General features: G+C 47.2%; 16 protein-coding genes, 1 tRNA gene and 1 pseudogene. 11 read left to right on the top strand and 7 right to left on the bottom strand.

Annotated elements, in window-relative coordinates; translation table 11 throughout:
• Positions 1-4: 4 nt before the first annotated feature.
• On the top strand, positions 5-2,416 hold the full coding sequence (locus tag EZMO1_RS11240) for an ATP-dependent helicase (RefSeq protein WP_034873273.1): 2,412 nt from the start codon (positions 5-7) through the stop codon (positions 2,414-2,416).
• A gap of 38 nt (positions 2,417-2,454) precedes the next feature.
• Here the strand turns inward: EZMO1_RS11240 and EZMO1_RS11235 are convergent, their stop codons facing one another.
• A complete protein-coding gene (locus EZMO1_RS11235) occupies positions 2,455-3,492 on the bottom strand; it encodes a LacI family DNA-binding transcriptional regulator (RefSeq protein WP_034873272.1) in 1,038 nt (345 codons plus the stop codon).
• A gap of 172 nt (positions 3,493-3,664) precedes the next feature.
• Here EZMO1_RS11235 and EZMO1_RS11230 point away from each other — a divergent pair, with 172 nt between their 5' ends.
• The 4 genes from EZMO1_RS11230 (at position 3,665) to EZMO1_RS11215 (ending at position 6,750) form a co-directional block, all read left to right on the top strand.
• Positions 3,665-3,931 carry a hypothetical protein gene (locus tag EZMO1_RS11230; protein WP_034873271.1) on the top strand — a complete coding sequence of 89 codons (267 nt, stop codon included), beginning with the start codon at positions 3,665-3,667 and terminating at the stop codon, positions 3,929-3,931.
• Positions 3,932-4,018: 87 nt separating this feature from the next.
• Positions 4,019-4,396 (top strand): metal-dependent hydrolase, encoded by a 378-nt coding sequence (locus EZMO1_RS11225; protein WP_034873718.1) that lies wholly within the window; start codon positions 4,019-4,021, stop codon positions 4,394-4,396.
• A gap of 57 nt (positions 4,397-4,453) precedes the next feature.
• Positions 4,454-6,004: a transposase gene (locus EZMO1_RS25515; RefSeq protein WP_082211531.1), complete on the top strand. Its 1,551-nt coding sequence runs from the start codon at positions 4,454-4,456 to the stop codon at positions 6,002-6,004.
• 341 nt (positions 6,005-6,345) lie between these two features.
• Positions 6,346-6,750 carry a hypothetical protein gene (locus EZMO1_RS11215; RefSeq protein ID WP_051789472.1) on the top strand — a complete coding sequence of 135 codons (405 nt, stop codon included), beginning with the start codon at positions 6,346-6,348 and terminating at the stop codon, positions 6,748-6,750.
• A 51-nt stretch (positions 6,751-6,801) separates the two neighbouring features.
• On the opposite strand, the gene EZMO1_RS11210 is transcribed toward EZMO1_RS11215, so the two are convergent.
• The 5 genes from EZMO1_RS11210 to uvrB all read right to left on the bottom strand — a co-directional run bounded on the left by EZMO1_RS11210 (position 6,802) and on the right by uvrB (position 12,932).
• A complete protein-coding gene (locus EZMO1_RS11210) occupies positions 6,802-7,488 on the bottom strand; it encodes an NYN domain-containing protein (RefSeq protein WP_034873270.1) in 687 nt (228 codons plus the stop codon).
• Between the two features lie 139 nt (positions 7,489-7,627).
• Positions 7,628-8,683, bottom strand: a complete 1,056-nt coding sequence (locus tag EZMO1_RS11205) for a glycoside hydrolase family 18 protein (RefSeq protein WP_034873269.1) — start codon at positions 8,681-8,683, stop codon at positions 7,628-7,630.
• Between the two features lie 277 nt (positions 8,684-8,960).
• Positions 8,961-10,268, bottom strand: a complete 1,308-nt coding sequence (locus tag EZMO1_RS11200) for a class I SAM-dependent methyltransferase (RefSeq protein ID WP_034873268.1) — start codon at positions 10,266-10,268, stop codon at positions 8,961-8,963.
• Positions 10,269-10,774: 506 nt separating this feature from the next.
• Positions 10,775-10,851: transfer RNA gene (locus EZMO1_RS11195), tRNA-Val, on the bottom strand.
• 74 nt (positions 10,852-10,925) lie between these two features.
• On the bottom strand, positions 10,926-12,932 hold the full coding sequence (gene uvrB, locus EZMO1_RS11190; RefSeq protein WP_034873267.1) for an excinuclease ABC subunit UvrB: 2,007 nt from the start codon (positions 12,930-12,932) through the stop codon (positions 10,926-10,928).
• A gap of 310 nt (positions 12,933-13,242) precedes the next feature.
• Between uvrB and EZMO1_RS11185 the strand changes: the two genes are divergently transcribed.
• The 3 genes from EZMO1_RS11185 to EZMO1_RS11175 all read left to right on the top strand — a co-directional run bounded on the left by EZMO1_RS11185 (position 13,243) and on the right by EZMO1_RS11175 (position 16,605).
• On the top strand, positions 13,243-14,391 hold the full coding sequence (locus EZMO1_RS11185; RefSeq protein WP_034873266.1) for a pyridoxal phosphate-dependent aminotransferase: 1,149 nt from the start codon (positions 13,243-13,245) through the stop codon (positions 14,389-14,391).
• A 211-nt stretch (positions 14,392-14,602) separates the two neighbouring features.
• On the top strand, positions 14,603-15,880 hold the full coding sequence (locus EZMO1_RS11180; protein WP_034873265.1) for a peptidoglycan DD-metalloendopeptidase family protein: 1,278 nt from the start codon (positions 14,603-14,605) through the stop codon (positions 15,878-15,880).
• Positions 15,881-16,101: 221 nt separating this feature from the next.
• Positions 16,102-16,605, top strand: a complete 504-nt coding sequence (locus tag EZMO1_RS11175) for a glycine zipper 2TM domain-containing protein (RefSeq protein WP_034873264.1) — start codon at positions 16,102-16,104, stop codon at positions 16,603-16,605.
• A 356-nt stretch (positions 16,606-16,961) separates the two neighbouring features.
• Here the strand turns inward: EZMO1_RS11175 and cysG are convergent, their stop codons facing one another.
• Entirely contained in the window at positions 16,962-18,356 is a 1,395-nt protein-coding gene (gene cysG, locus EZMO1_RS11170) for a siroheme synthase CysG (protein ID WP_034873263.1), read from the bottom strand.
• 384 nt (positions 18,357-18,740) lie between these two features.
• Between cysG and EZMO1_RS11165 the strand changes: the two genes are divergently transcribed.
• The 3 genes and pseudogenes from EZMO1_RS11165 (at position 18,741) to EZMO1_RS11155 (ending at position 22,060) form a co-directional block, all read left to right on the top strand.
• Positions 18,741-20,147: an MATE family efflux transporter gene (locus tag EZMO1_RS11165; RefSeq protein WP_034873262.1), complete on the top strand. Its 1,407-nt coding sequence runs from the start codon at positions 18,741-18,743 to the stop codon at positions 20,145-20,147.
• Positions 20,148-20,284: 137 nt separating this feature from the next.
• Positions 20,285-21,001 (top strand): cupin domain-containing protein, encoded by a 717-nt coding sequence (locus EZMO1_RS11160; protein ID WP_034873261.1) that lies wholly within the window; start codon positions 20,285-20,287, stop codon positions 20,999-21,001.
• Positions 20,998-22,060 (top strand): annotated as a pseudogene (locus EZMO1_RS11155) (IS701 family transposase). The gene EZMO1_RS11160 and the pseudogene EZMO1_RS11155 overlap by 4 nt, the downstream one beginning before the upstream one ends.
• Positions 22,061-22,177 lie beyond the last annotated feature (117 nt).

The raw sequence follows: 22,177 nt of genomic DNA, 5'->3' as shown, positions 1-22,177 counted from the left end.
ATCTATGGAACTGACGCCTCACCAGCAAACCGTTGCCCGTTATCAGGAGGGACACGCCCTCTGCATTGCCGTGGCAGGCTCCGGCAAAACTACCACGCTCGCATACCTCATCAAGAACCTGTTGCACTCCGGCGCCGACACCAGACGTGCCATGGTGATGATGTTCAACAAATCAGCACAACTGGACTTCTCCGAAAAGCTGCAGTCACTGATTAGGGCATCATTACCAGAAGCCACTGCGGTTCCGGAAGTCAGAACTTACCATTCAACAGGCCTGCGACTACTAAAGTCTCTGGAACAGTGGGGACTCAGACCCCCTTACGAAAGACAGCCCATGGGGGAAAAGGAAACGGAACTGCTGATCAAAGACCTGATCTTCAAGCTTGCTCCGGATGGCATGAAAGACCGCCTGAAAAGCGATACCGCCAAATACATTGAAAGCGTCATTCAATTTATCGATTCTGTTAAGTCGTACCTGACCACACCGGAGCAGTTTTTTAAAGACAATCACTACCCTGACGAATTCCGTTTTTATCAGCAGGTGTTCCACGCCTTTGAGCAATGGCGCCACCAGCACCGCCGAATCACATTTACCGACATGCTGTACGACACAGTCTGTCTGATTCAACAACACCCGGAGTACCTGCCACGCATCAGCAATAAAATGGACTACATTATTGTGGACGAGTATCAGGACACCTCCACCCTGCAGCACCAGTTCACACGAATGATTGCCGGAGAGAGAGCCCGGGTGGTGGCAGTGGGCGATCCGGACCAAACCATATACGAGTTCGCCGGAGCCAACATTGACAACATTCTGAATCACTTTGAACAGGACTTCGGGCAACAGGCGAATGTTGCGCAGCTAACCCTGCCCCATACTTTTCGCTATGGTCACAGCATTGCCATGGCCGCCAGTCACCTGATAGCGAAAAACAAAGCGCGAAAAAATGTTATCTGCCTGGCGCACAACAACAATCAACCTTCAAACATTGAAATCACCCAGAGTCAGAATGAAACCGACAGCCTGATCAACGCTTTGATCAAACATCTGCAACAGCCGGAGCCAGAGTCTCTAGCCGTACTGGTCAGGGTCTGGGCACAAGCCGTCCCGATCGAACTGAGCTTGCTGGAGCGGGGGATTGCTTATCATTCCGACGGTCCATCACTGTTTGAGCGCCCGGAAATCGACGCACTGATAGCCGCACTGGAACTATCCAGCAGCCAGCTTCATTTTATGAACATTGACCAGAGACAGAAGCGCCTGCAACGATTGCTGACCCTGCCCCATATCGGTTTGAAACATCACCTGACAGAACAGTTAATCAACCAGTTGAAAACTCTGGAAGGCGACTATGGCAAGGTATTGTCACAGTATTCGGAAAAAATTACCGGTATTTCAGACTACCAGCGCAAAAAACTGGCAGCACGGGGAAAGGTCTGGAGCTATCTGGAAAAAAACGGCGACAGTGAAACCGCCTCACGACTACTGAACAACTACATCATTCAGACAGAGTTGCGCGACAGCCTGCAATCCATGAGCCTCAACGACCAGCGCACAGAAGAGCAGCTGTTGGCAATTGACGGACTGATGGCTTATATCAGGCAAACAAATTCGTCACCGACTGAATGCTATCAACACATCACATCCTTAAAACAGAAAAGCCGGGAACGTTCCCGAAACCGTGCCGGCAACCAGATCATCACCCTCAGCTCCAGCCACCGCGCCAAAGGATTGGAATGGCCGGTTGTTTTTATCCCCGGACTGACAGGCAAATACTGGCCTTTTGTCCGTGACGATGAGCTGGCTAATTCCACCGGCAACAATCTGGAAGCCGAACGACGATTGTTGTACGTTGCCATGACCAGAGCCAGAAAAACACTGCACCTGTTTACCTGCGCTGGCGATATAAACACCCCGTCTGCAAACTGGGCACAGGATAAAAAGGTGACGCCTAGCCGGTTTCTGGCAGAAATGTCACTACCAGCCGCGATCAGCTTCAGCCAACACTTGCACAACAATGATGACACCGCTCTGCTGCAAGCCATAGAAAAAAACGGGCTGAGCCGACAAAGCCGGCTTTACCTGAAAGCCGTACGTCCGGAGCTGGCAGAAAGCATTTCAAAAGCGCCTTCCCGAAAAGATATTCTGAGTCAGGAGAAAAAGCACTCGTACCACAAAGCCAGATCGCATCCCGCCCGACAGGTCGTGCTTTCATCCCTGAACACGAACGCAACCGGTGACAGTCATGCCCCATGGCAAAAAAACGCCCGTATTCGCCACAGCATCTTTGGTTCCGGTCGCGTTATTGAAGTGAACGACAGTAACTTTGTCATTTTCTTCGACGATCAGCAGTACGGCGTAAAACGCTTTGCACGGACAGATCAGGTCAGGCATCTGTTTGAAATAGCTTAGAGTCCATGACTCACAAGCTCTTTTAAAACATTCAGCGCTCAAAAATGCCTGACCAGCTCAACATCAACTACCTGCTTGACCTGATCAGGCTCGGTACAGGCAATGAGAGAACTCATCTGTTTATAAGCCATTTCCGCCATCGACCCGGCATTCTGCCGCACGGAAAAGGCCGGATTGGGCAGAAAGTCCAGCATCGAATGATGATCGAATGAGCCAATCAGCATATCATCCGGAATACAGCCGCACCCCCGCTTCAGGCATCTCATTGCACCTTCAAGCATTGGCAGCGCCAATGTCACCAGAGCCTTCGGAGGCGCATTCAATTCCCTGCAGACTCCTGCCATCAGGTCAAAACCGGCAGCATCCGTGCAATCGGCCGACCGTCTGATCTGGTGATCAGCAAGCTGATGACCCGACTCTCCCAATTGCCTGACCAGACCACGCATGCGACTCCCACCCGTTGGCAGAGAATCATCTCCGGCCAACACATAAACATCGGATGATAATTTACCCGAAAGCGCCCTGCCCAATAAAACACCGGCTCCCTCACCATCAGATACCGTGGAAATACAACTGGGAAAACCAAAGTCACGATCAATAAAAACAATGGGCTTGGTTCTGTCCTCCAGAAGTGCTCTTTGCCTCTCCCGGCTGGGCGGAGCCACAAATAACCCATCAACACCCCGGTTAATGAGACTCTGTGTCATTTCCGCCTCTACGGTTTCATTATCATCGCTGCAAACGGCAATTACCTGATAACCATTGGCCTGACAACAAGCTTCCAACTCTTCTGCAAACTGCGAATAAACCGGGTTAGTCAAATGAGGTACCACTAACCCCAAAGTCAGCGTTCTCTGCAACTTCAGACTTCTGGCTGTCTGGTTAATTGAATAACCATACTCGTCAATAATGGACTGAATACGCGCCCGGGTACGCTCACTGATTCTGTACTTTTTGTCCTGGCCGCTGATTACCAGTCTTACCGAAGTGACTGAAACCCCTGCCATTCTTGCGATTTCATCTACTGTTTTAGCCATCTCAATCAGATCAAATATAAATACAGTTTTACCGGTCATGCAGCTTAATAGGCAATCGTGAATTTATCCTCTTGTTTTTTTGAATTATTTGACAATTTTCATTCAATAACCCGAAACAAAAAAAGCTAATTCGTACAATCAGTGTGTAATTCAGAATTATTTATTGCGATGAACTGATATACTTCACAGTCCTATCCGGACAGTAAGTAACATGACAGACAATCAAGCCCTTTTCACCGGCGACATGCTCATCGAAGTGGTGAAAAACCAGCTAAACGAAGGCAATCCTCTCAAAGTAAAAGAAACCCTGATGCGACTGCGCATGACCGGCTATTCCGAGCAGGAAGCCCTGGAATACATAGCCTGCGCCCTGGGTCAGGAAATGACCCATGTTGTCGAAGACGGAATGAGCTTCAATGAAAACCGTTACGGTCAGTACCTCGATACGCTGCCTGAACTTCCATGGGCCGAGGAATAGAGCCTTTTCAGCAATTCACAATTGTGGCATTTCAGTACTCAAATCCGCTACCCTTGCAGAATACACATTTAATGCAAGAGACACGCTGTGGACTCAATTACACAGGCAGCCCTGGGAGCAACGATTGCCGGTGCCATAGCCGGCAGGCGATGCTCGGGTAAAGTACTGCTGGCAGGTGCCGTCCTCGGCACCCTGCCCGATCTGGACGTTGTCATCAATTACGGTGACGACATCAGCAACATGATTAAACATCGGGGCTTTTCTCACTCACTGCTGACACTTTTCCCCTTCTCTTTGCTGCTCGCATGGCTTATCCATCGGTTTAAACCACTACCGGACTGGTCATTCAAACGACTCTGGCTTTTAATCGCCACCGTTCTCATCACCCACCCGCTACTGGATTATTTCACCAGTTATGGCACCCAGCTGACATGGCCGATACCCGGCTACTACTCTTTATCCTAAATTCATCACTTGAGAATCCCGACTAAACTGTAACCCCATCTGCGAAGAGGGATACAGATGATTTTTCCACCAAAATCTGTTCACCCAAAAGGTGAACTTAAAGAACTCAGCAAAAAGTGCTCAACGACCTCTCTTGAAGTGGACACGTTTGAGGGAAAAATCCATGTTGAGTGGGAACCTGGCGCATCAGTCACACCAATGGGGCAGTTACCCTTTTTTATTCAGTTTTTAAAAACAGGTTGTAGATTTGAACCATGGGTTGAAGATTGCCCTTTAACTTACAAAAGCAATAACGCACCTGAAAAAGTTAATGTAATAGGTTCCCTTTTTCTCTCAATACTCTCAGGTCACAAACGTTATGCTCATATTGGAACGTTAACCGGGGATGGAGTGAATCCCAAATTACTGGGTATGACAAAGGTAGTCAGTGATGATTCTGCTCGTCGGGGTTTACTCAAAATAGATGAGAAAGAAGGTGTTGAATGGATGCAGCATCATTTGCAGGAATGCTATGAACCCTTATTAAAGTTACCATGGATATTAGATGTCGACGTTACGATAAAAACCATTTACGGAAGTCAGGAAGGAGCAGAAACAGGTTATAACCCTCATAAGAAAGGGCGTCCTTCACATACTTATCATTCTTACATGATGGCTAATTTAAAGCTGGTTCTTGATGTTGAAGTTCAGCCCGGTGATAAAGGAAACAGTAAGCATTCATTGCCCGGTTTAATAAATCTATTAAACCGTCTACCAAAAGAGTGTTGGCCTGAATTTGTTCGAGGTGATTGTGACTGGGGCAGTGACAGAGTGATGTCAGAACTCGAACAAGCAAATTGTGGTTATCTATTCAAAGTAAAGAAGACAGCCAACGTCAAAAAGTCCATATACCATGCGCACTGTAGCGGGGGATGGGTTCGCTACAACAGATATTGGGAAGGCAAGGAGTCAGAATTAAAACTAGGTGGTTGGGAGAAATCAAGACGAATCATTATTGTTCGAAGAAGATTATCAGGTGATTCTCTGTTGCTGGAGAAAGAGAATAATAAGAAGCAAAAAGAAATCGCTTTTATCTCAGACCCTGAAAACATCAAACTCTTTGAGTACTCAGTATTAGTGACCAGTCTTGATAATGACGTTGTATCCATCATAGATCATTACAGAGACAGAGCTGACTGTGAAAATAATTTTGATGAAATCAAAAATCACTGGGGATGGGGAGGTTACACAACCAAGGATATAAAGCGATGTCGTATTCTATCAAGGATGGTTGCACTGGCATATAACTGGTGGACTTTGTTTGTAAGACTGAGCAATCCTGATTCGCATAAAGAAGCAATAACCAGCAGGCCATTATTGATGAGTGCTATTGGCAAGTTAACAGAGAGTGGGCGTAAGAAAAAAATAACGATTACCAGTCAGCATAATTTGATAAAAAAGATCCAAACAATGCAGGAAGATCTCTGTGTATTTTTTGATGCCATTAAGAAGACTGCAGCGCAGTTGACTCCAATTGATATCTGGTGCCGAATATTAACGAGGGCTGTGTCGAAATTTTTAACAAAAGGTGAAATTATTACGCCTGTCCAGCTTATTAACTCAAGTTAAGCGAAAGCAAGGTTTAGCAGGATAGTAGCTGGCATTGCTCTCTTAGAGCGCGGTGGGTAATCGCTCAACTGCTGAATTTAGGTTTATCCAGTATTTTTATCATTGATCCGCTCTATACCCTGCCGCTACTGATAGCCCTTGGCTTCAGCCTGGCAAAGCGACAGCAGGCAGCACAGCTATGCAGCATTGCCCTGATAGTATCGACCGCCTATCTGGGCTGGAGCCTGATCGCCAAACAGATCATAGAGCAACGCACACATGAAAGCCTTCAGGCACTGGGCATACCGCAACACGACGTATTTATAACACCTACACCACTGAACACCATTCTCTGGCGCATTGTGGTACTGGATGGAGATACATACTGGGAAGGCACAGCCTCACTACTGGACAGCAAACGTGAGGTTCGTTTTATACCGCAGAAGCGGGGACACTGGCCTCTGGCAGGAACCCCGGAACGCCTGCAAGAATTCCAGAACTTTACTCACGATTTCGTCCGCTACCAGATTAAGGGGGACAAACTGATTGTTTCGGATTTGCGACTGGGTATGCCAGACAACCTCGCCTTTCAATTCCAGTTTGCCCAACGAGACAGCAATCATCAGTGGCAGTCTGTCACGCCACAAAGAATCGGCAGAATCACCATGGACACAAATGTCGATAAAATGCTGGATCGACTTGCCGGCAACCAGAACATCGACCCACTCTTTGGCAATTGCCGTTTATGCACTTCGCACAAGCGATAGTGCAATACATCAAACCACTTGCGCATAAACAGGTGGTTTGATTGTGCCGAATCAGGCTGACAACCTGACCAGAGTATTATTCTCCAACAGCTCAAAACGACCTGTTTGCGCCAGCAATTTAGAAAACTTGGCGCTCTTACTCAGGGCAATATTGGACTTAACCTTCAGCTGCCCCACAGAAACCGCACCATTATCGCTTTTTTCCATGCCTTCATAGGCTTTCAGTATCCTGTTGACAGTAGCCTCGGGAATCCCTGAACACTCCTTATCAGTAGCCTGATCGCCCAACCCCAGCCAACTAAACTGATTACAACACTGCACCAGCAGCTTTTGGGCACGCCCATGATTACCCATACCATGCACATACGCTCCGGATTGACGTAACAGCTGGATAGGCGTCACAAAATCACTGTCGTTTGTCACAATCACAAAAGTGTCTATTTTGCCACTGTGAATCAGCTTGAAAGCGTCGTGCATCATCAGAAAATCACTGCTGCTGTTCTTGCTGTTATAACTGAACTGGTGAATTGTTCTGATACCGTGCGTCAGGGCAGGCTCCTGCCACCCTTTGGTTTCCGGTCTGGAGAAATCGGCATAAGCCCTGAGGATCGGCTTACCGTGAATACTGGCTAAAGAGAGCACCTGCTCTACATGCTGCCAGGAGATATTTTCTGCATCAAAAAGAATGGCTGTTTTTGGCTTCTGGTGAAGATTGGCTTGAATTTGATGTTCCCGCATTCATCAACATCCTGTCAGATCTGGTCCTCAACAATTTTTTATTATGCCTGCTTTATTCCTCTAACTCTCCCTATTCACATCAAAAAACCGGAGGATGTTGGAGAACAGCCACCGGCTTCTGTTGACAACAACCTAACCTTTACAGGTCACTTCCATCGTGCTGATGCCCATGCCCATCTTGGGGATGTCTATAGCTGTTAAATCTTGTGCTGAAAGCATAATCTTCCTGATCAACACCTGAACAGTAAGGCTCTGGCTCTTTAGTATCTCCCTTACAACGTCTGTCTCTATTAAGCGACCACATGGAAAAGCTATTAACATGATTGGCTCTTGCAAATCCAATCAATTCGTCGATATCAGCAAGCTTGAAAACAACGCCTTCAGCATCCGTCAGGCCAATCATAGGAGCAATAACTGTCTGTTCATAAACATCACGTTCTGATTTATCCTTCTTCTTTTGTTTATAAAGTTCATGTATCTTTCTGACTGTCTCTTCTACTGCCAGCTGTATATTCCTGCCAACGGTGCCTGTCTCACGCTTTATTTTCAATTTGCTAGCCAGTAAGTTGTATCTGGACACCTCAACTTTCTGATCAATCAGCATGCCAATAAAACCAAGTGCCGCATCACTGACACCCTTCTCTTCAAGCAAAAAGGTATATTGAATATCCAGCTCAACACCTTTATCGCGTAATAACTCGATACTGGATATATGAGTTTCTAAAACATCCTTTTTAACAAAAATGGTTTGATCAAAGCTGAAGTCAAATTTACTCACTCCCAAATCAGCAAATTTCTTGTAGGCTTCGCTGAGTTTTTCAGCATTACCACAAACATCTGCCAAAGCGCTCCCTTCGCCACCTCCGAACGACACCCTGATAACTCCAGCCTGCCCCAATTGTTCATTGTTCAAGATAGACGTGAAGTCGGCAACATTATAAGGCAGCTGACCACCCCACATTGGACTGCATCTTTGATCTCCTTTCTCCCAGGGATCCGATGTCACATAAGCCAGGGCCAAATGCCCAAGCCCCAGATCCCGGAAGACTTTGTCAAGCTGCAAGTCTTTCCTCTGATATGTCAGCTCGTTCAGATCAACAAACGGCTCAAAATCAGATTTTACCAGTGCTAAATGATCGTGCTCATCTACAGCAGAAGCCATTGAACTGACTAGTGGTAACAGGGTCGCCGTCATTACCAGTAAAGACTTTCTAAACATCTCTGGCCTATCAGGTTTTATAGAACGAGAATTCAGTATAGACGACGATTTTAGATAAACAGCAGTACAACAAAGTAACTGTCGTTTACCACTTTGACAAAAAACGATTCATCACAAAAAAATAGTCGGACGAACAGCAAAACAATCAGACAAATATCAGAAATCATAAATGCAGGAGTCTCGAGAGCTAATTAACAGACCTTCACTGAACACCTGCATTAGGACGAAATAATCTTATACAAGCTAACATTCATTAGTTCACTGATTTCATCATAATCTTACGCACAGCGATACCAAGCTTTCTATTATCGCCAGGCTCAATAGTTGTATTGGTTTTTATGACTGCAGATGACGCCTTGCAATGATTTAGCGTAATTGAACCCGAGGCCCCAGCAACCAAAGTCACACTTTCAGACAAGCGACCACAGCTTAATTCAATACGTTTTTCAGCCCTTGTGTAGTTGGATACTTCAACCGTGATATTAATTTCCTTAGTCACAGCCACTGGTAAGAAAAATTCAGCCTTTCCTTTTGTCCATCGAAAGTTAGCTTCCGGCTCATTCCATTCGGACTGATACTTCCCGAACTCAATAGGGCGCGACATATCCAAACCATCCCAAACAGGCTCTGCGACGTAAACATTTGCACGTCCAACAGCATGGAATGGGTGGTATGTCACACTCCAACCGCAACGATTGAGAGCTTCTATGAATGTATCATGCTGAAAACCAAGCTCCATCCATCCATTTTTTCGGATACAATACACCGATAATCCATCAAGCCTTAACCCCCAAGGGTATGGAACAGCATTATCATTCCCTTTCAGAATAGGCTCACCACAAAAAACAATCTTCCCATTCGGGTTTAAGCGATCGTGCAATTTCAATAATAAAGTCTCAAAATCAAATGCATGATGAAATGCCTCAAAAAACAACACCCGGTCAAATTTTTCACCCTCGAACCCTTCCCCAAAAACACCCTTGTCTGTTTTAACATCTAACCGTAAATCAGTTGATTGCTGACGTATCAAATTCAAATAACTTTCGTTAACATCTACCCCGTAAGCCTTTACTCCACATCGAGCAAGAAACAAAAGCATTTGCCCGGTACCTGGACCATATTCAAGGACTTTATGCCCTGGCTGAGCATCAAGATGCTTGAGAATCTGCCCCCAACTGTGGAAAAACTCAGACACCAGGTTGGTATTTTGCATTTCCCATACAGATGAGTTTATATGTGGATTTGAGCCTTCTGGTAGTACCGCTTGCTCGTCTTTCTCGGGGGCATATTCAATACATTCTTTACCTCGAACATCTCGATAGATTTCCATAACAGCACTTTGATATTCTTTTGAGAATGGATCTATTTTTTTTAACTTACTCACTAACTTGTGGCAATACCTCACCTCACACAAAGCAACGTAATCATCACCCCCAACCCCATTCTCAAATTTTTTCAAAAGCGCATCGCCCTCTTCTTGTGAAAATTTGATCGGGCGATTTACGCTCGCATTCAGAATTCTTTTTGCTTTATGAATCACACCTTTAATTTTTGTAGTCATTATTGTTTCCGGTGACAAATTTATTTAATTCTCTCGATACCTATCCTTCATGATGCAGTAATTTTGAGACTCAAGGCAACCCATTGACCTGATCATTGTAAAGTCATCTAAAAAATCGCAGCGACTCAATAAACCCTTTGCAGGCAAAATAAACAATGCAAAAAAATAGAAATTAGCTGGAATCACTTCGTCACAAAAAAAGATCTTTGGAAACCATGAACAGATTGCACATCTCCCAGATATACAACATGTGCAGCAAAACCTGCGTCAACAGATCCCCAAACCAATCTGGAATGGCGGGTTGTACGTCAGGCTGCCCAAGTGACACTAGCTGTCAAGATGACAACTGATGATCGGGAGGGACATGAGATAAAATACGAAGAAGTTGAGGCAGGACTCAAGTTAAGCGGGCTAGAGATTTAATAAGAATTTTCCCTAAATTTTCCCTAAAAACGACAAAAGCCCGCTATTAGCGAGCTTTTTTTTCAGGACTATCAATAAGATAGTGGTAGGCGATACCAGATTCGAACTGGTGACCTCCACGATGTCAACGTGGCGCTCTAACCAACTGAGCTAACCGCCTGAAGTTGGGTGTATCTTATCAACAGGAATGAAAATAGCAACCCCTGATGATGCTAAAAAGTACATTCATGGCTTTTATTTCAATGCCTTATCCCGCAAACGGCTGATCTGGTCCCGTAAGGAGGCTGCTTCTTCGAACTCAAGGTTACGGGCGTGCTCCATCATCTGGTTTTCCAGCTCGCTGATCTTTTTCGCCATGGCTTCCGGTGTCAGAGCCACATCATAACTGGCTGCGGGTTCGGCCACTTTCCTTGCCTTGGCGCCTTTTTTCTTACCCGGTGTCACTGCGCCTTCAAGGATGTCAGCCACCGACTTCTTCACCGATTTGGGTGTAATGCCGTGCTTTTCATTATGTGCTAACTGTTTACTGCGGCGACGTTCGGTCTCCTTCATCGCCCGATCCATGGAGCCGGTCACCTTATCGGCGTACAAAATAGCACGACCGTTTACATTTCGTGCAGCCCGACCAATGGTCTGGATCAGGGAACGGTCCGAGCGCAGGAAACCTTCTTTATCGGCATCCAATATAGCCACCAGCGAGACCTCCGGCATATCCAGGCCTTCCCGCAACAGGTTAATGCCCACCAGTACATCAAAGGCACCGATCCGCAGATCCCGAATAATTTCAACCCGCTCAACGGTGTCGATGTCGGAATGCAGATAGCGAACCCGTACACCATGCTCACTCAGGTACTCGGTCAGATCTTCAGCCATCCGCTTGGTCAGCGTAGTCACCAAAACCCGTTCGCCCTTTTCAACCGTATTGTTGATCTCGGACAACAGGTCATCCACCTGTGTGGTCGCCGGAAGTACTTCAATGACTGGATCAACCAGCCCCGTAGGCCGAACCACCTGATCGACAATCTGATCCTGATGTTCTTCTTCATACTTGCCGGGTGTCGCTGAAACAAATATGGTCTGTGGCCGCCGGTCTTCCCACTCTTCAAACCGTAATGGCCGGTTATCCAGCGCCGATGGCAACCGGAAACCAAATTCTACCAACGTTGCTTTACGGGAACGGTCGCCTTTATACATGGCGCCGATCTGAGGCACCGTAACATGGGATTCATCAATCACCAGCAAAGCATTGTCAGGGATGTAGTCAAACAATGTCGGCGGGGGCATGCCCGGTTCAGCCTTGGTCAGGTGTCGTGAATAGTTTTCAATACCTGTGCAGTAACCCAGCTCCAGCATCATTTCAAGATCATAGCGAGTGCGCTGTTCCAGCCTCTGTGCCTCTACCAGCTTGTTGTTATTGCGCAGCACCTCCAGCCGCTCTTTCAACTCGGCTTTAATGGCGTCAGTGGCATCAATAATGGTCTGTCGCGGGGTCACATAATGAGTTTTCGGGTAGATAGTCACCCTGGGCAGTTTCTGTAATACCTCGCCGGTCAGCGGGTCAAACAGGCTGATGCTTTCCAGCTCTTCATCAAACAGTTCCAGCCGTACTGCTTCCCGTTCCGATTCTGCCGGAAAAATATCAATCACATCACCACGCACCCGATAGGTCGCACGCCTCAGCTCTGTGTCGTTACGGGTGTATTGCAGCTCTGCCAGATTACGCAATACCTGCCTTTGATCAATCTGGTCGCCACGATCAAGGTGCATCATCATCTTTTTATACGACTGGGGATCACCCAATCCATAAATAGCCGACACAGTGGCAACAATAATCGCATCTTCCCGCTCCATCAGCGCTTTGGTCGCAGACAAACGCATCTGTTCAATATGTTCATTGACCGATGCGTCTTTCTCGATAAAAGTGTCAGAGCTGGGCACATAGGCTTCTGGCTGATAGTAGTCGTAGTAGGAGACGAAGTACTCAACGGCATTGTCCGGAAAAAATTCCTTGAACTCACCATAGAGCTGGGCAGCCAGTGTTTTGTTGTGCGCCATAATAATGGTGGGTCTCTGGATCTGCTCGATCACATTGGCCACCGTAAAGGTTTTACCGGAACCGGTAACGCCGAGCAGAGTCTGGCACGCCAGTCCTGAGTTAATGCCCGTCACCAGTTTTTTGATCGCTTCCGGCTGGTCGCCTGCAGGCTTGAACCCCGACGAAACTGTAAATGCTTTTCCCATATAGACCCGACTGTACGAAGCTGCGTTATATCATTGTGCCTATTATACGGAGCAAATGATCGTAAGTACTCAACATAAAATGCCCCAAACGGGCACAAACGCATAACAACCCAACCGCATAGATAGTTATGCAGAACCAGGTCGTGACATACCCCGCAAGGGTTGTGTATGATGCCTAACGTCAGTAGCGGATAAAAACCACCTGCACATTCCACCTGTGCTCTATAAAAGCTACCACACCTTTCCACATCGATTTTTACAACGATAAACGAGGATCATCGTGACTGGTCAACCTTCCCAACGTGTTCAAATGGTCAAGCCATCCCCCACTCTTGCGGTTACAGCGCGTGCCGCCGAATTAAGAGCTGCCGGAAAAGACATTATTGGACTGGGTGCCGGAGAGCCTGATTTCGACACACCTGTACATATTAAAAACGCTGCCCTGAAAGCCATTGCGGATGGTAAAACCAAATACACCGCCGTGGACGGAACGCCGGAACTGAAACAGGCCATTATCAGCAAATTCAAGCGCGATAATAATATTGACTATGCCGCCGACCAGATTCTGGTGTCCTGTGGTGGCAAACAGAGCTTCTTCAATCTGGCTCTGGCTTTGATCAACTCCGGTGACGAAGTGATCATCCCTGCACCCTATTGGGTTTCCTACCCTGATATGGTTGCTATCGCAGAAGGTAAACCGGTTATTGTCAAGGCAACGCTGGAAAACCGTTTCAAACTGACACCGGAGCAACTGGAAGCGGCCATTACCGACAAAACCCGACTGGTGGTATTGAACAGCCCTTCCAACCCAACCGGAACTGCTTACACCCGTCAGGAGCTGGAAGCTCTGGGTGATGTTCTTAAAAAATACCCGAACATACTGATTGCTACCGATGATATGTACGAGCATATCCTGTGGAGCGATGAACCGTTCTGCAACATCCTGATGGCTTGCCCTGACCTGTACGACAGAACCATTGTACTGAATGGTGTGTCCAAAGCTTACTCCATGACCGGCTGGCGTATCGGTTATTGCGGTGGCCCGGCCTGGCTGATCAAGAATATGAAAAAAATCCAGTCCCAGAGTACGTCCAATCCGTGCTCTATCGCCCAGGCTGCAGCCACCGAGGCTCTGGATGGTTCTCAGGAATGCGTAGAGGTCATGCTCAAAGCCTTCAAGAAACGCCACGACTATGTGGTGGGTCGCCTGAATGAACTACCAGGCGTAACGGCCATTGAAAGCGACGGCACCTTTTATGCCTTCCCGGATTTCAGTGAAGCCATTAAGACACTGGGCTTTGAAAAAGACACCGATTTTGCAGAAATGCTGCTGGAAAAAGGCGTAGCACTGGTGCCCGGTTCTGCCTTTGGTTCAGAGGGCTGTATGCGACTGTCCTTTGCTACCAGCGACAGAGCTTTGGAAACAGCGCTTGATCGTCTTCAGGAAGCCCTGTCCTGACAGTAGCTTTCAGACTGATACCCATTCATGTTTAGAAGGTGAAATTGGTATCACTACAACTTCGCGGGGAACGTGACAGCGTTCCCCGCATTCAATGCTGCCTTACCCGCATTATCATCCGTGTAATTATCAATACTGATCAGTCACACCAACTGTGATACTGAATTGCAATCTTCCAACTGCACCAAGATGACTGACACCTGATGCTTACATGCTAAACAAAATAACACGACCACTGCGGCCTTTTACTGCCGGGCTATTTCTGTACTGCGCCTGCACACAAGCCGCTGACACTCACTACGACCTGCACAATCATCAGGCACTTGGTGCACCGAAACAGGAATCCCTGACAGACGTTGACCATCACTTCCCTTCTGAATGGCAAACCTACACCGTAAAAGACACCGACAATATATGGACGTTGTTTAAACACGAAGGGCTGTCCGAATTCGACCTGATCGACCTGTTCAGTGTCAGCGGTGCAGGACAATATCTCGGACAACTGGAACGATCACCCACTGTCTTTTATCAAATTGATGAACAGCACAGGTTGCAACAATTCAAACTCGACCGGATAACAGGAGAAACCATCCTGTTTGAACGTTATCAGGGCAAGTTTCTGATGACCGTTTCAGAAACCGCCCACAACAATAACAAGAGTGACCAACCGCAGGTCTTCTATCATCGGGTGACCGGTGAAATATCAGACAGTTTCTACAGAAGTGCAAAGCAGTCAGGTCTCAGTACAGATATTATTTTACAGTACTCCGCTATTTTTCAGTGGGACATCGATTTTAACCGGGACATTCAGCCCGGCGACCGATTTAGCCTATTGCTTGAGTCAAACGACAGCCACCTTCAAGGCACAGGCACTCTTGTGGCTGCAGAATTTAAACAACAGAACCAGTCGCTCACCGCCTTATTGAACGACGACGGGCACTACTATACGCCAACAGGTCAGCTAATCGGCGGTACCTTTTCCAGAAGCCCGCTTCGCAACAATGCACCCATCAGTTCCGGATTTGATCTGAATCGCATCCACCCCATTACTGGCATAAAGAGACCTCACCTTGGTACAGACTGGGCAACACCCATAGGCACACCGGTCTATGCCGTTGCCAGCGGTGTTGTTAAACACGCCGTAAAGGGACATCCCGCAGCCGGCCACTACATCGAACTGAAAAACGGCGGACGCTATGTGACCCGGTATCTGCACCTTGATCGCCTTAAGGTCGCCAGTGGCGACACCGTAAAAAAGGGTGAAGTCATCGGTTATAGCGGAAACACCGGCCTGTCTACGGGCCCGCATTTGCATTTCGAACTGTATATCGACGGAGAAGCTGTAGATGTCACCACCGCAAAACTGCCGGACCAGAAACAGCTGAAAGGTCAATCATTACAACGTTTCAGAAGACACAGCCAAAACCGGCTGGCGCAACTTCAGTCAGGTTCAGGTCAAAGCTTGCTGGCTGCCAATGATACAAATTAATACAGCCTGAGACAGCCATGTTGAACCTTTTAGACGTCAACCGGTTACTATCAGCAGCGGATATCCCACCACGCAGAAGACAACTGACGACGTAAATGATCGTAAAAATTCACACCAACAATGGATTTTTTTGATACATATGCGTCATCACATGCCTTTTTTCTCCCTGCACAGGAAAAACCAGGGTTGTCGATCAAGCAGAACGTTAAAAAGGATATACCATGAAAAAATCCATTATCGCCCTTGGCTGTTGCCTGTTAGCCTCCAATGCTGTACTGGCCAGCAGCTTTTCAGATACCGCCAAAATCGTCTCCGTTGACGAAATTTTTCGCACCGAAACCATTCGCACGCCTTATCAGGTTTGCGAAGAAAAAATGATCATTGTTGAGGAGCGAACCGGCTCCAGTCCTGTATCAACCGTTGCAGGTGCCATTGTAGGGGGTGTTGTAGGCAACCAGTTTGGCAAAGGCTCGGGCAATACAGCCATGACCGCTGCCGGTGCAGCATTAGGCGGTGCCATTGGTTCTCAGTCCAGTAGCAACACCACCAGTTCGGCACAAACCGTCAACCAGTGCCGTACAGAATATAACACCGAAAACCGTACCGTTCTGGACCACTACAAAGTGACCTACGATTACAATGGACGACAGTCTTCCTGGAGAACGTCTCAAAGGCCAACCGGTGATACGTTGCGCGTGAATGTGAACATCACACCCAGCGGATAAGATGAAAAATGCACAGCGTCACTAACAAGACCGGAAAAAAATGTCAGTATCCCTGACAAACCGCTTTAGCAGCGGATCACAGTGCAACTTTGCCCTTACCTTCCGGTCTTACGTAGTGAACGTCAGGTGATTATCCAGGACCGGATAACCAGGCTAAACCTTGCAACCTGGCTTGCAACGGACTGCAGTCACTGCGTTATGCTGACAGCATTGATACCAGAAACCGGAACAAAGAGGTATTACGTCCATGCAATCTGTCGTTCATATCGAAAAAGGGGCACTTTCCCTTCAATCCCTGTGACCCCTTTTTCGATACCTTTAACTCTGAAAACTCTGAAAACTCTGAAAACTCTGAATTACACCACGGCTTTTTCCGGCTGATACCAGCGCAATTTTTCATGCAGCCTGACCACATCACCAACAATAATGAGCGTCGGTGCCCTGACTCTTTTCTCTTTCAACTCATCAACAATACTGTTCAGCGTTGCCGTAAACACCCTCTGGTTCTGAGTCGTACCCTGCTCAATCAGCGCAATTGGAGTATCCTCTGCACGACCATGCCGGATTAACTCTTCACAAATACGCGGCAAACCCATCAACCCCATGTAAAACACCAGCGTTTGACCCGGATCAAGCATTTCCTGCCAGTTAAGACTATAAGAGTCGTCTTTTAAATGACCGGTTACAAAGCGAACAGACTGGGCATAATCCCGATGCGTCAAGGGAATACCGGCATACGTAGAACAACCGGAGGCCGCAGTGATGCCCGGCACCACCTGAAACGGAATATTCTCCTGTGCCAGGGTATCAATCTCTTCACCACCGCGCCCGAAAATAAACGGGTCGCCACCCTTGAGCCTGAGCACACGCTTTCCCTGCTTTGCCTGTTCCACCAGCAGCTGATTGATATCATCCTGTGGCAACGTGTGACGGTCACGCTTCTTGCCAACATAAATGTAATCCGCATCACGACGGCACAAATTCAGTACGCCTTCAGACACCAACCGGTCATGCAGAACCACATCGGCCTGCTGCATCAGACGAACCGCTTTAAACGTCAGCAGGTCAGGGTCTCCGGGACCTCCGCCCACCAGATAGACTTCTCCCGTTTGTGCCGGTTCACTGGCCTGCAATTCATCCAGAAGCAACTGACCGGCATTCTCCAGATCACCCGCCAGAGCCTTTTCAGCCACCGGGCCTTCCAGCACTTTTTCCCAGAAATAACGACGATCATTAATATGACTGAACCGTTCACCCACCGCCCGTCTGAATTCGCCAGCCAGCTCTGCCAACCGCCCATAACCGGCAGGTAGCAATGTTTCCAGACGGGTTCTCAATAACCTTGCCAGAACGGGTGCTTTACCACCCGTAGAAAACGCCACCATCACCGGCGACCGGTCAACAATGGCAGGCATAACTGCTGAACCGGTATCGGCATCATCCACAACATTGGTAAACAGGTTTCGTGCATTGGCCTCGGCAGCCACTCTGGTGTTGATGGCTTTGTCATCCGTTGCCGCAATCACAAGACAAACGTCGTTCAGGTCATCGGTCTTATACCAGCGTTTCTCCAGCTGGTGATGAGGCTCAGCCAGCAGTTCAGATAACTCTGGCAGAATGTCAGGTGCCACCATACGGATATGAGCTCCGGCACTCTTCAGAAGCCTGGCTTTACGCAGTGCAATATCACCACCGCCAACAATCAAACAACGGCGATGTCGCACCTCCAGAAACAGGGGAAGGTAATCCAAGGGGGTACCTCTTCTTTATTATTATCACTTCCTGCCAACTATTATCACTTTTTACCAACAAAGGCTCAGGCGAATAGACGAGCGAAAGTGTTCGATCCATCAATACACTGGCGGCAGTGTATCAGTACACCACCTGCTGTAGAAATGAAATATCGATTTAAGGAAATAACCTTCTGTCCATGCAAAAACTGAGGGATACGGATAACACCACACATTCTGCGGCAAGCAACCAGATTATTAATTCAGCTCCAGTTCTTATAATACCCGCCGACAATCATTGTCCGTGCGACCATCCGTACGCACCCAGCCCTACGGATTAATCGCTGTATTAAAACGACCAATAACACTTCAGGAAGCACTCAGGGCAACCTGCGAAGGATCTGCATGATTCAGGCATTCACATCACATCCGGCTGAAAATAAAGCCTTTTTCCGTAAACTCTGGAATCTTGCCATTCCTGTCTCCATTCAGGCCATGATGTTTTCACTGTTAGGCCTGATCGACATCATGATGGTCGGCCGACTGGGTGAAACAGCGGTAGCCGCCGTCGGCCTGGGCAACCGTATCTTCTTCTTCAACCTGATTCTGACTGCTGCACTGGGCAGTGGTATGACCGTACTGGCATCGCAATTCATTGGTGCAGGTGATAAAGGCGGACTTCGTCGTACATTGAGTCAGGCAATACTGACTTCTCTTGCTGTCAGCCTGCCCTTCATCGTCTTGTACATGTTATTCCCTGAACAAATTCTGGGACTTGCCAGCAGTGACGCCGAGTTGCTGGAGCTTGGCAGTACTTATCTGCTGATTACCGCGCCTTCTATTATCTGTGCAGCGATTGTCGTTCCATTAGAGTCTGCGCTGCGTGCAGCCAACGATGCCAAGACCCCTACCCGGATTGGCTTCTACGCCATACTGGTCAACATTGCCCTGAACTATGTTCTGATCTTCGGCGCATTGGGCTTTCCTGCCATGGGCGTTGCAGGCTCGGCCTGGGGCACAACACTTTCCCGTTTGTTCCAGACACTGTTACTGGTCGGTTATATCCGCCACAAGCGTACTTTTCTCATACCTGCACTGGACGACATTCGTCAGGCAATGAAAAAAACCGAGCTGAAGCGTTACTACCAGATTTCAATACCGATTATTCTGCAGGACGGCCTTTGGGCTTTTGGTGTCGTTCTTTATAACCTGATTTATGCGAGCATGGGCGTCAATGAGCTGGCCGTTATGAGTGCCATATCCTCCATTGAAGCCATTCTGATGTCTTTGTTTATCGGATTCGGTATTGGCGGATCAATCATCCTCAGTCAGGATCTGGGCGCAAGCCAGTTTCAACGAGCCTGGCGACAAGGCCTGCTTATGCTGACGCTGGCACCGCTGACGGCGCTGTCTATTGGTTTACTCATGGTGTTCTTCCGGTATGACATCGTCAGCCTGTTCGGCGACTTTGACGAGTCCACCATGCTGATGGCAGCCCATGTCATGATTGCATCCGGTCTGGCGCTGATATTACGAGTGATCAATTTCACCGGCATCATTGGCTTGTTACGCTCTGGCGGCGATGTAAAAGCCTCTGTTTATATTAATATCGTTGGTATGTGGGGCGTAGGCCTGCCTTTGGCCTACTTCGCTGCCAACTGGTGGCACTGGCCGCTGCTTCTGGTCTTTATCTGTAGCCTTGGTGAAGAAATCACCAAATCCATTCTGGTGTTGATACGTGTCGTTTCGAAAAAATGGCTGAATAACCTTATTCAGGATAAAGCACCAACAGAGCTGGTTGCTCATGACTAAAGCTGCTACGAATTTGACAAAAGGCCATAAAAGTATACTTTCTCAGAAGCTCGAAAAGTCATTCTCCTTTACTGGGTAACCAAATCCAACCACAGTGAAAGTCTGAGAATCATGTCAGTAACTAAAGAGCAATTGATATGAATATCAAGAAATGGAAGCTATCCTGCCTGTTGCTACTGAGTAATTCAGTGTTTGCTTACAACTTTGGGGAAGTAACACCTGAAAGCTTCATGCAGGGTATGGATCAGCTTTTTACAGGGTATAATCTTAACCCTGATATGGAGACCGGTTACCTGACTGGACTGTCCCATCTGTCCAGTGGGCTTGTTGGGCATCCAGACATGAGAGCAGTAGTGAAGAATTTTGAGCATCTGAAAAAAACTACGCAATGTGAACAATATGACAAGGAGAGTCTTGACAATAAAATTAACAGCCAACCATATTGCGCTAAAATCCTTAATGGATTGAGTGAGGAGTTCCTGTCAGATTTTGGTCTTGACGGCCTTAAAAATGATCATGTGGCTGCCGGTTTTTTCTATATACCGCCTAATGACAAGATGGTTCTTCATAATCATCTGAATAGCAATGCTGTCATAGTTATTGTTAAAGGCCAACTAAGAAGCCTGAACTTCGATATTATTTCATTACCCAATCTATCAAAAGTGGTTATTCAAAAAACTAAAGACATGTGGCTAAGTGAAGGTGAGGTGTCTTACTTTGGTGTAAAAAAAGACAATTTGCACGAACTCCACACAATAAACGAAGGTACCATTTTTCTTTCGATATACACCAACAGTTACTCTTATATACTCATGTTACGCACCCAGAAAAATCTGCCATGCTTTAGAGCATGAACACAGAGCTGTTTGAGCTGTATAGCGATTACCTGCTGTCCTCATTCGGCAAAACGACAGCTACACAGCTGTCATCTTTGCTGGACGGCGCATACAGCCATGATCAGGTAACACGCCTTCTGTCCCGTAATCACTTCGACAGTAAGACTCTTTGGCACCATGTTAAAGCCGTTGTGCGTCAGGAAGAGCGCGATGATGGAGTACTTATTGCCGACGACACTATTCAGGAGAAACTCTACACTGATGAGAACGACCTGATTGCATGGCACTTTGATCACACCTTTGGTCGTTCGGTAAAAGGTATCAACCTTCTCAACTTTGTTTACCATGTCGGTGATATCTCTATTCCCGTGGCCTACAAGCTTATCGAAAAGCCTATTCAATACTCCGACGTAAAAACTAAAAAAGTTAAACGCAAGGCTGAAACCACCAAGAACGAAGACTTTCGGGAGATGCTGAAAGTTTGCTGTGATAATCAGCTCAAATTTCGTTACGTGCTGGCAGATAGCTGGTTCTGTTCTAACGACAACATGCTGTATATACGACACGAATGCGATAAGCATTTTGTCATGGCCAGCAAGTCAAACCGGAAGGTTTCGCTGAGTGAGGAAGATAAAAGTCGGGGGCGCTCACAGCGCATAGATTCCATTGATTTCTCAGAAGAAAAGCCTATCAAAGGCTGGATTGCAGGCGTGGACTTCCCCGTTCTGCTGTTCCGGCAGGTCTTTACAAACAAGAGGCAGTAAGGGCATTCTCTATCTGATATGCAGTGATCTTGAGTGTGACGCAGAGGCTTTGAAGGCGATCTACAAAAAACGGTGGAAAGTTGAAGTCTTCCATAAAACACTCAAATCTAATGCGTCAATGGCCAAGTCACCGACTTATACAGTTTTGACGCAGAGTAATCATCTGTTTATGTCGATATATTCGGCATTTCGTCTCGAGGTGCTGGCTAATAAGCTTGATTTAAACCATTTTGAGTTGCGGGCAAAGCTTTATCTCACTGCATTGAAATCATCGTTCCAGAAACTTCAGTCGATGAAGGGGTGCGTAACATGAGTTATATATTTGGTACTCCACAAGGCTACTTAAAGCGCAGCCAAGTGCCAATAATAAAAAACACAAGAGAACTCTATGATGCCGGCTGGTTGCCCCTGAAGCAGCATTAGCTGCTTC

The organism is Endozoicomonas montiporae CL-33 (assembly GCF_001583435.1).
Taxonomy (GTDB): Bacteria; Pseudomonadota; Gammaproteobacteria; order Pseudomonadales; family Endozoicomonadaceae; genus Endozoicomonas_A; species Endozoicomonas_A montiporae.
Note: the sequence above shows the minus strand (reverse complement) of the source record. Positions and strands in the feature narration are given on the sequence as shown.

Bases quoted from the DNA above. Each gene is read 5' to 3' on its own strand.
- EZMO1_RS11240 (WP_034873273.1), top strand. From the start codon at position 5: ATGGAACTGACGCCTCACCAGCAAACCGTTGCCCGTTATCAGGAGGGA.
- EZMO1_RS11235 (WP_034873272.1), bottom strand. From the start codon at position 3,492: ATGACCGGTAAAACTGTATTTATATTTGATCTGATTGAGATGGCTAAA.
- EZMO1_RS11230 (WP_034873271.1), top strand. From the start codon at position 3,665: ATGACAGACAATCAAGCCCTTTTCACCGGCGACATGCTCATCGAAGTG.
- EZMO1_RS25515 (WP_082211531.1), top strand. From the start codon at position 4,454: ATGATTTTTCCACCAAAATCTGTTCACCCAAAAGGTGAACTTAAAGAA.
- EZMO1_RS11210 (WP_034873270.1), bottom strand. From the start codon at position 7,488: ATGCGGGAACATCAAATTCAAGCCAATCTTCACCAGAAGCCAAAAACA.
- EZMO1_RS11205 (WP_034873269.1), bottom strand. From the start codon at position 8,683: ATGACGGCGACCCTGTTACCACTAGTCAGTTCAATGGCTTCTGCTGTA.
- EZMO1_RS11200 (WP_034873268.1), bottom strand. From the start codon at position 10,268: ATGACTACAAAAATTAAAGGTGTGATTCATAAAGCAAAAAGAATTCTG.
- uvrB (WP_034873267.1), bottom strand. From the start codon at position 12,932: ATGGGAAAAGCATTTACAGTTTCGTCGGGGTTCAAGCCTGCAGGCGAC.
- EZMO1_RS11185 (WP_034873266.1), top strand. From the start codon at position 13,243: ATGGTCAAGCCATCCCCCACTCTTGCGGTTACAGCGCGTGCCGCCGAA.
- EZMO1_RS11180 (WP_034873265.1), top strand. From the start codon at position 14,603: ATGCTAAACAAAATAACACGACCACTGCGGCCTTTTACTGCCGGGCTA.
- EZMO1_RS11175 (WP_034873264.1), top strand. From the start codon at position 16,102: ATGAAAAAATCCATTATCGCCCTTGGCTGTTGCCTGTTAGCCTCCAAT.
- EZMO1_RS11165 (WP_034873262.1), top strand. From the start codon at position 18,741: ATGATTCAGGCATTCACATCACATCCGGCTGAAAATAAAGCCTTTTTC.
- EZMO1_RS11160 (WP_034873261.1), top strand. From the start codon at position 20,285: ATGAATATCAAGAAATGGAAGCTATCCTGCCTGTTGCTACTGAGTAAT.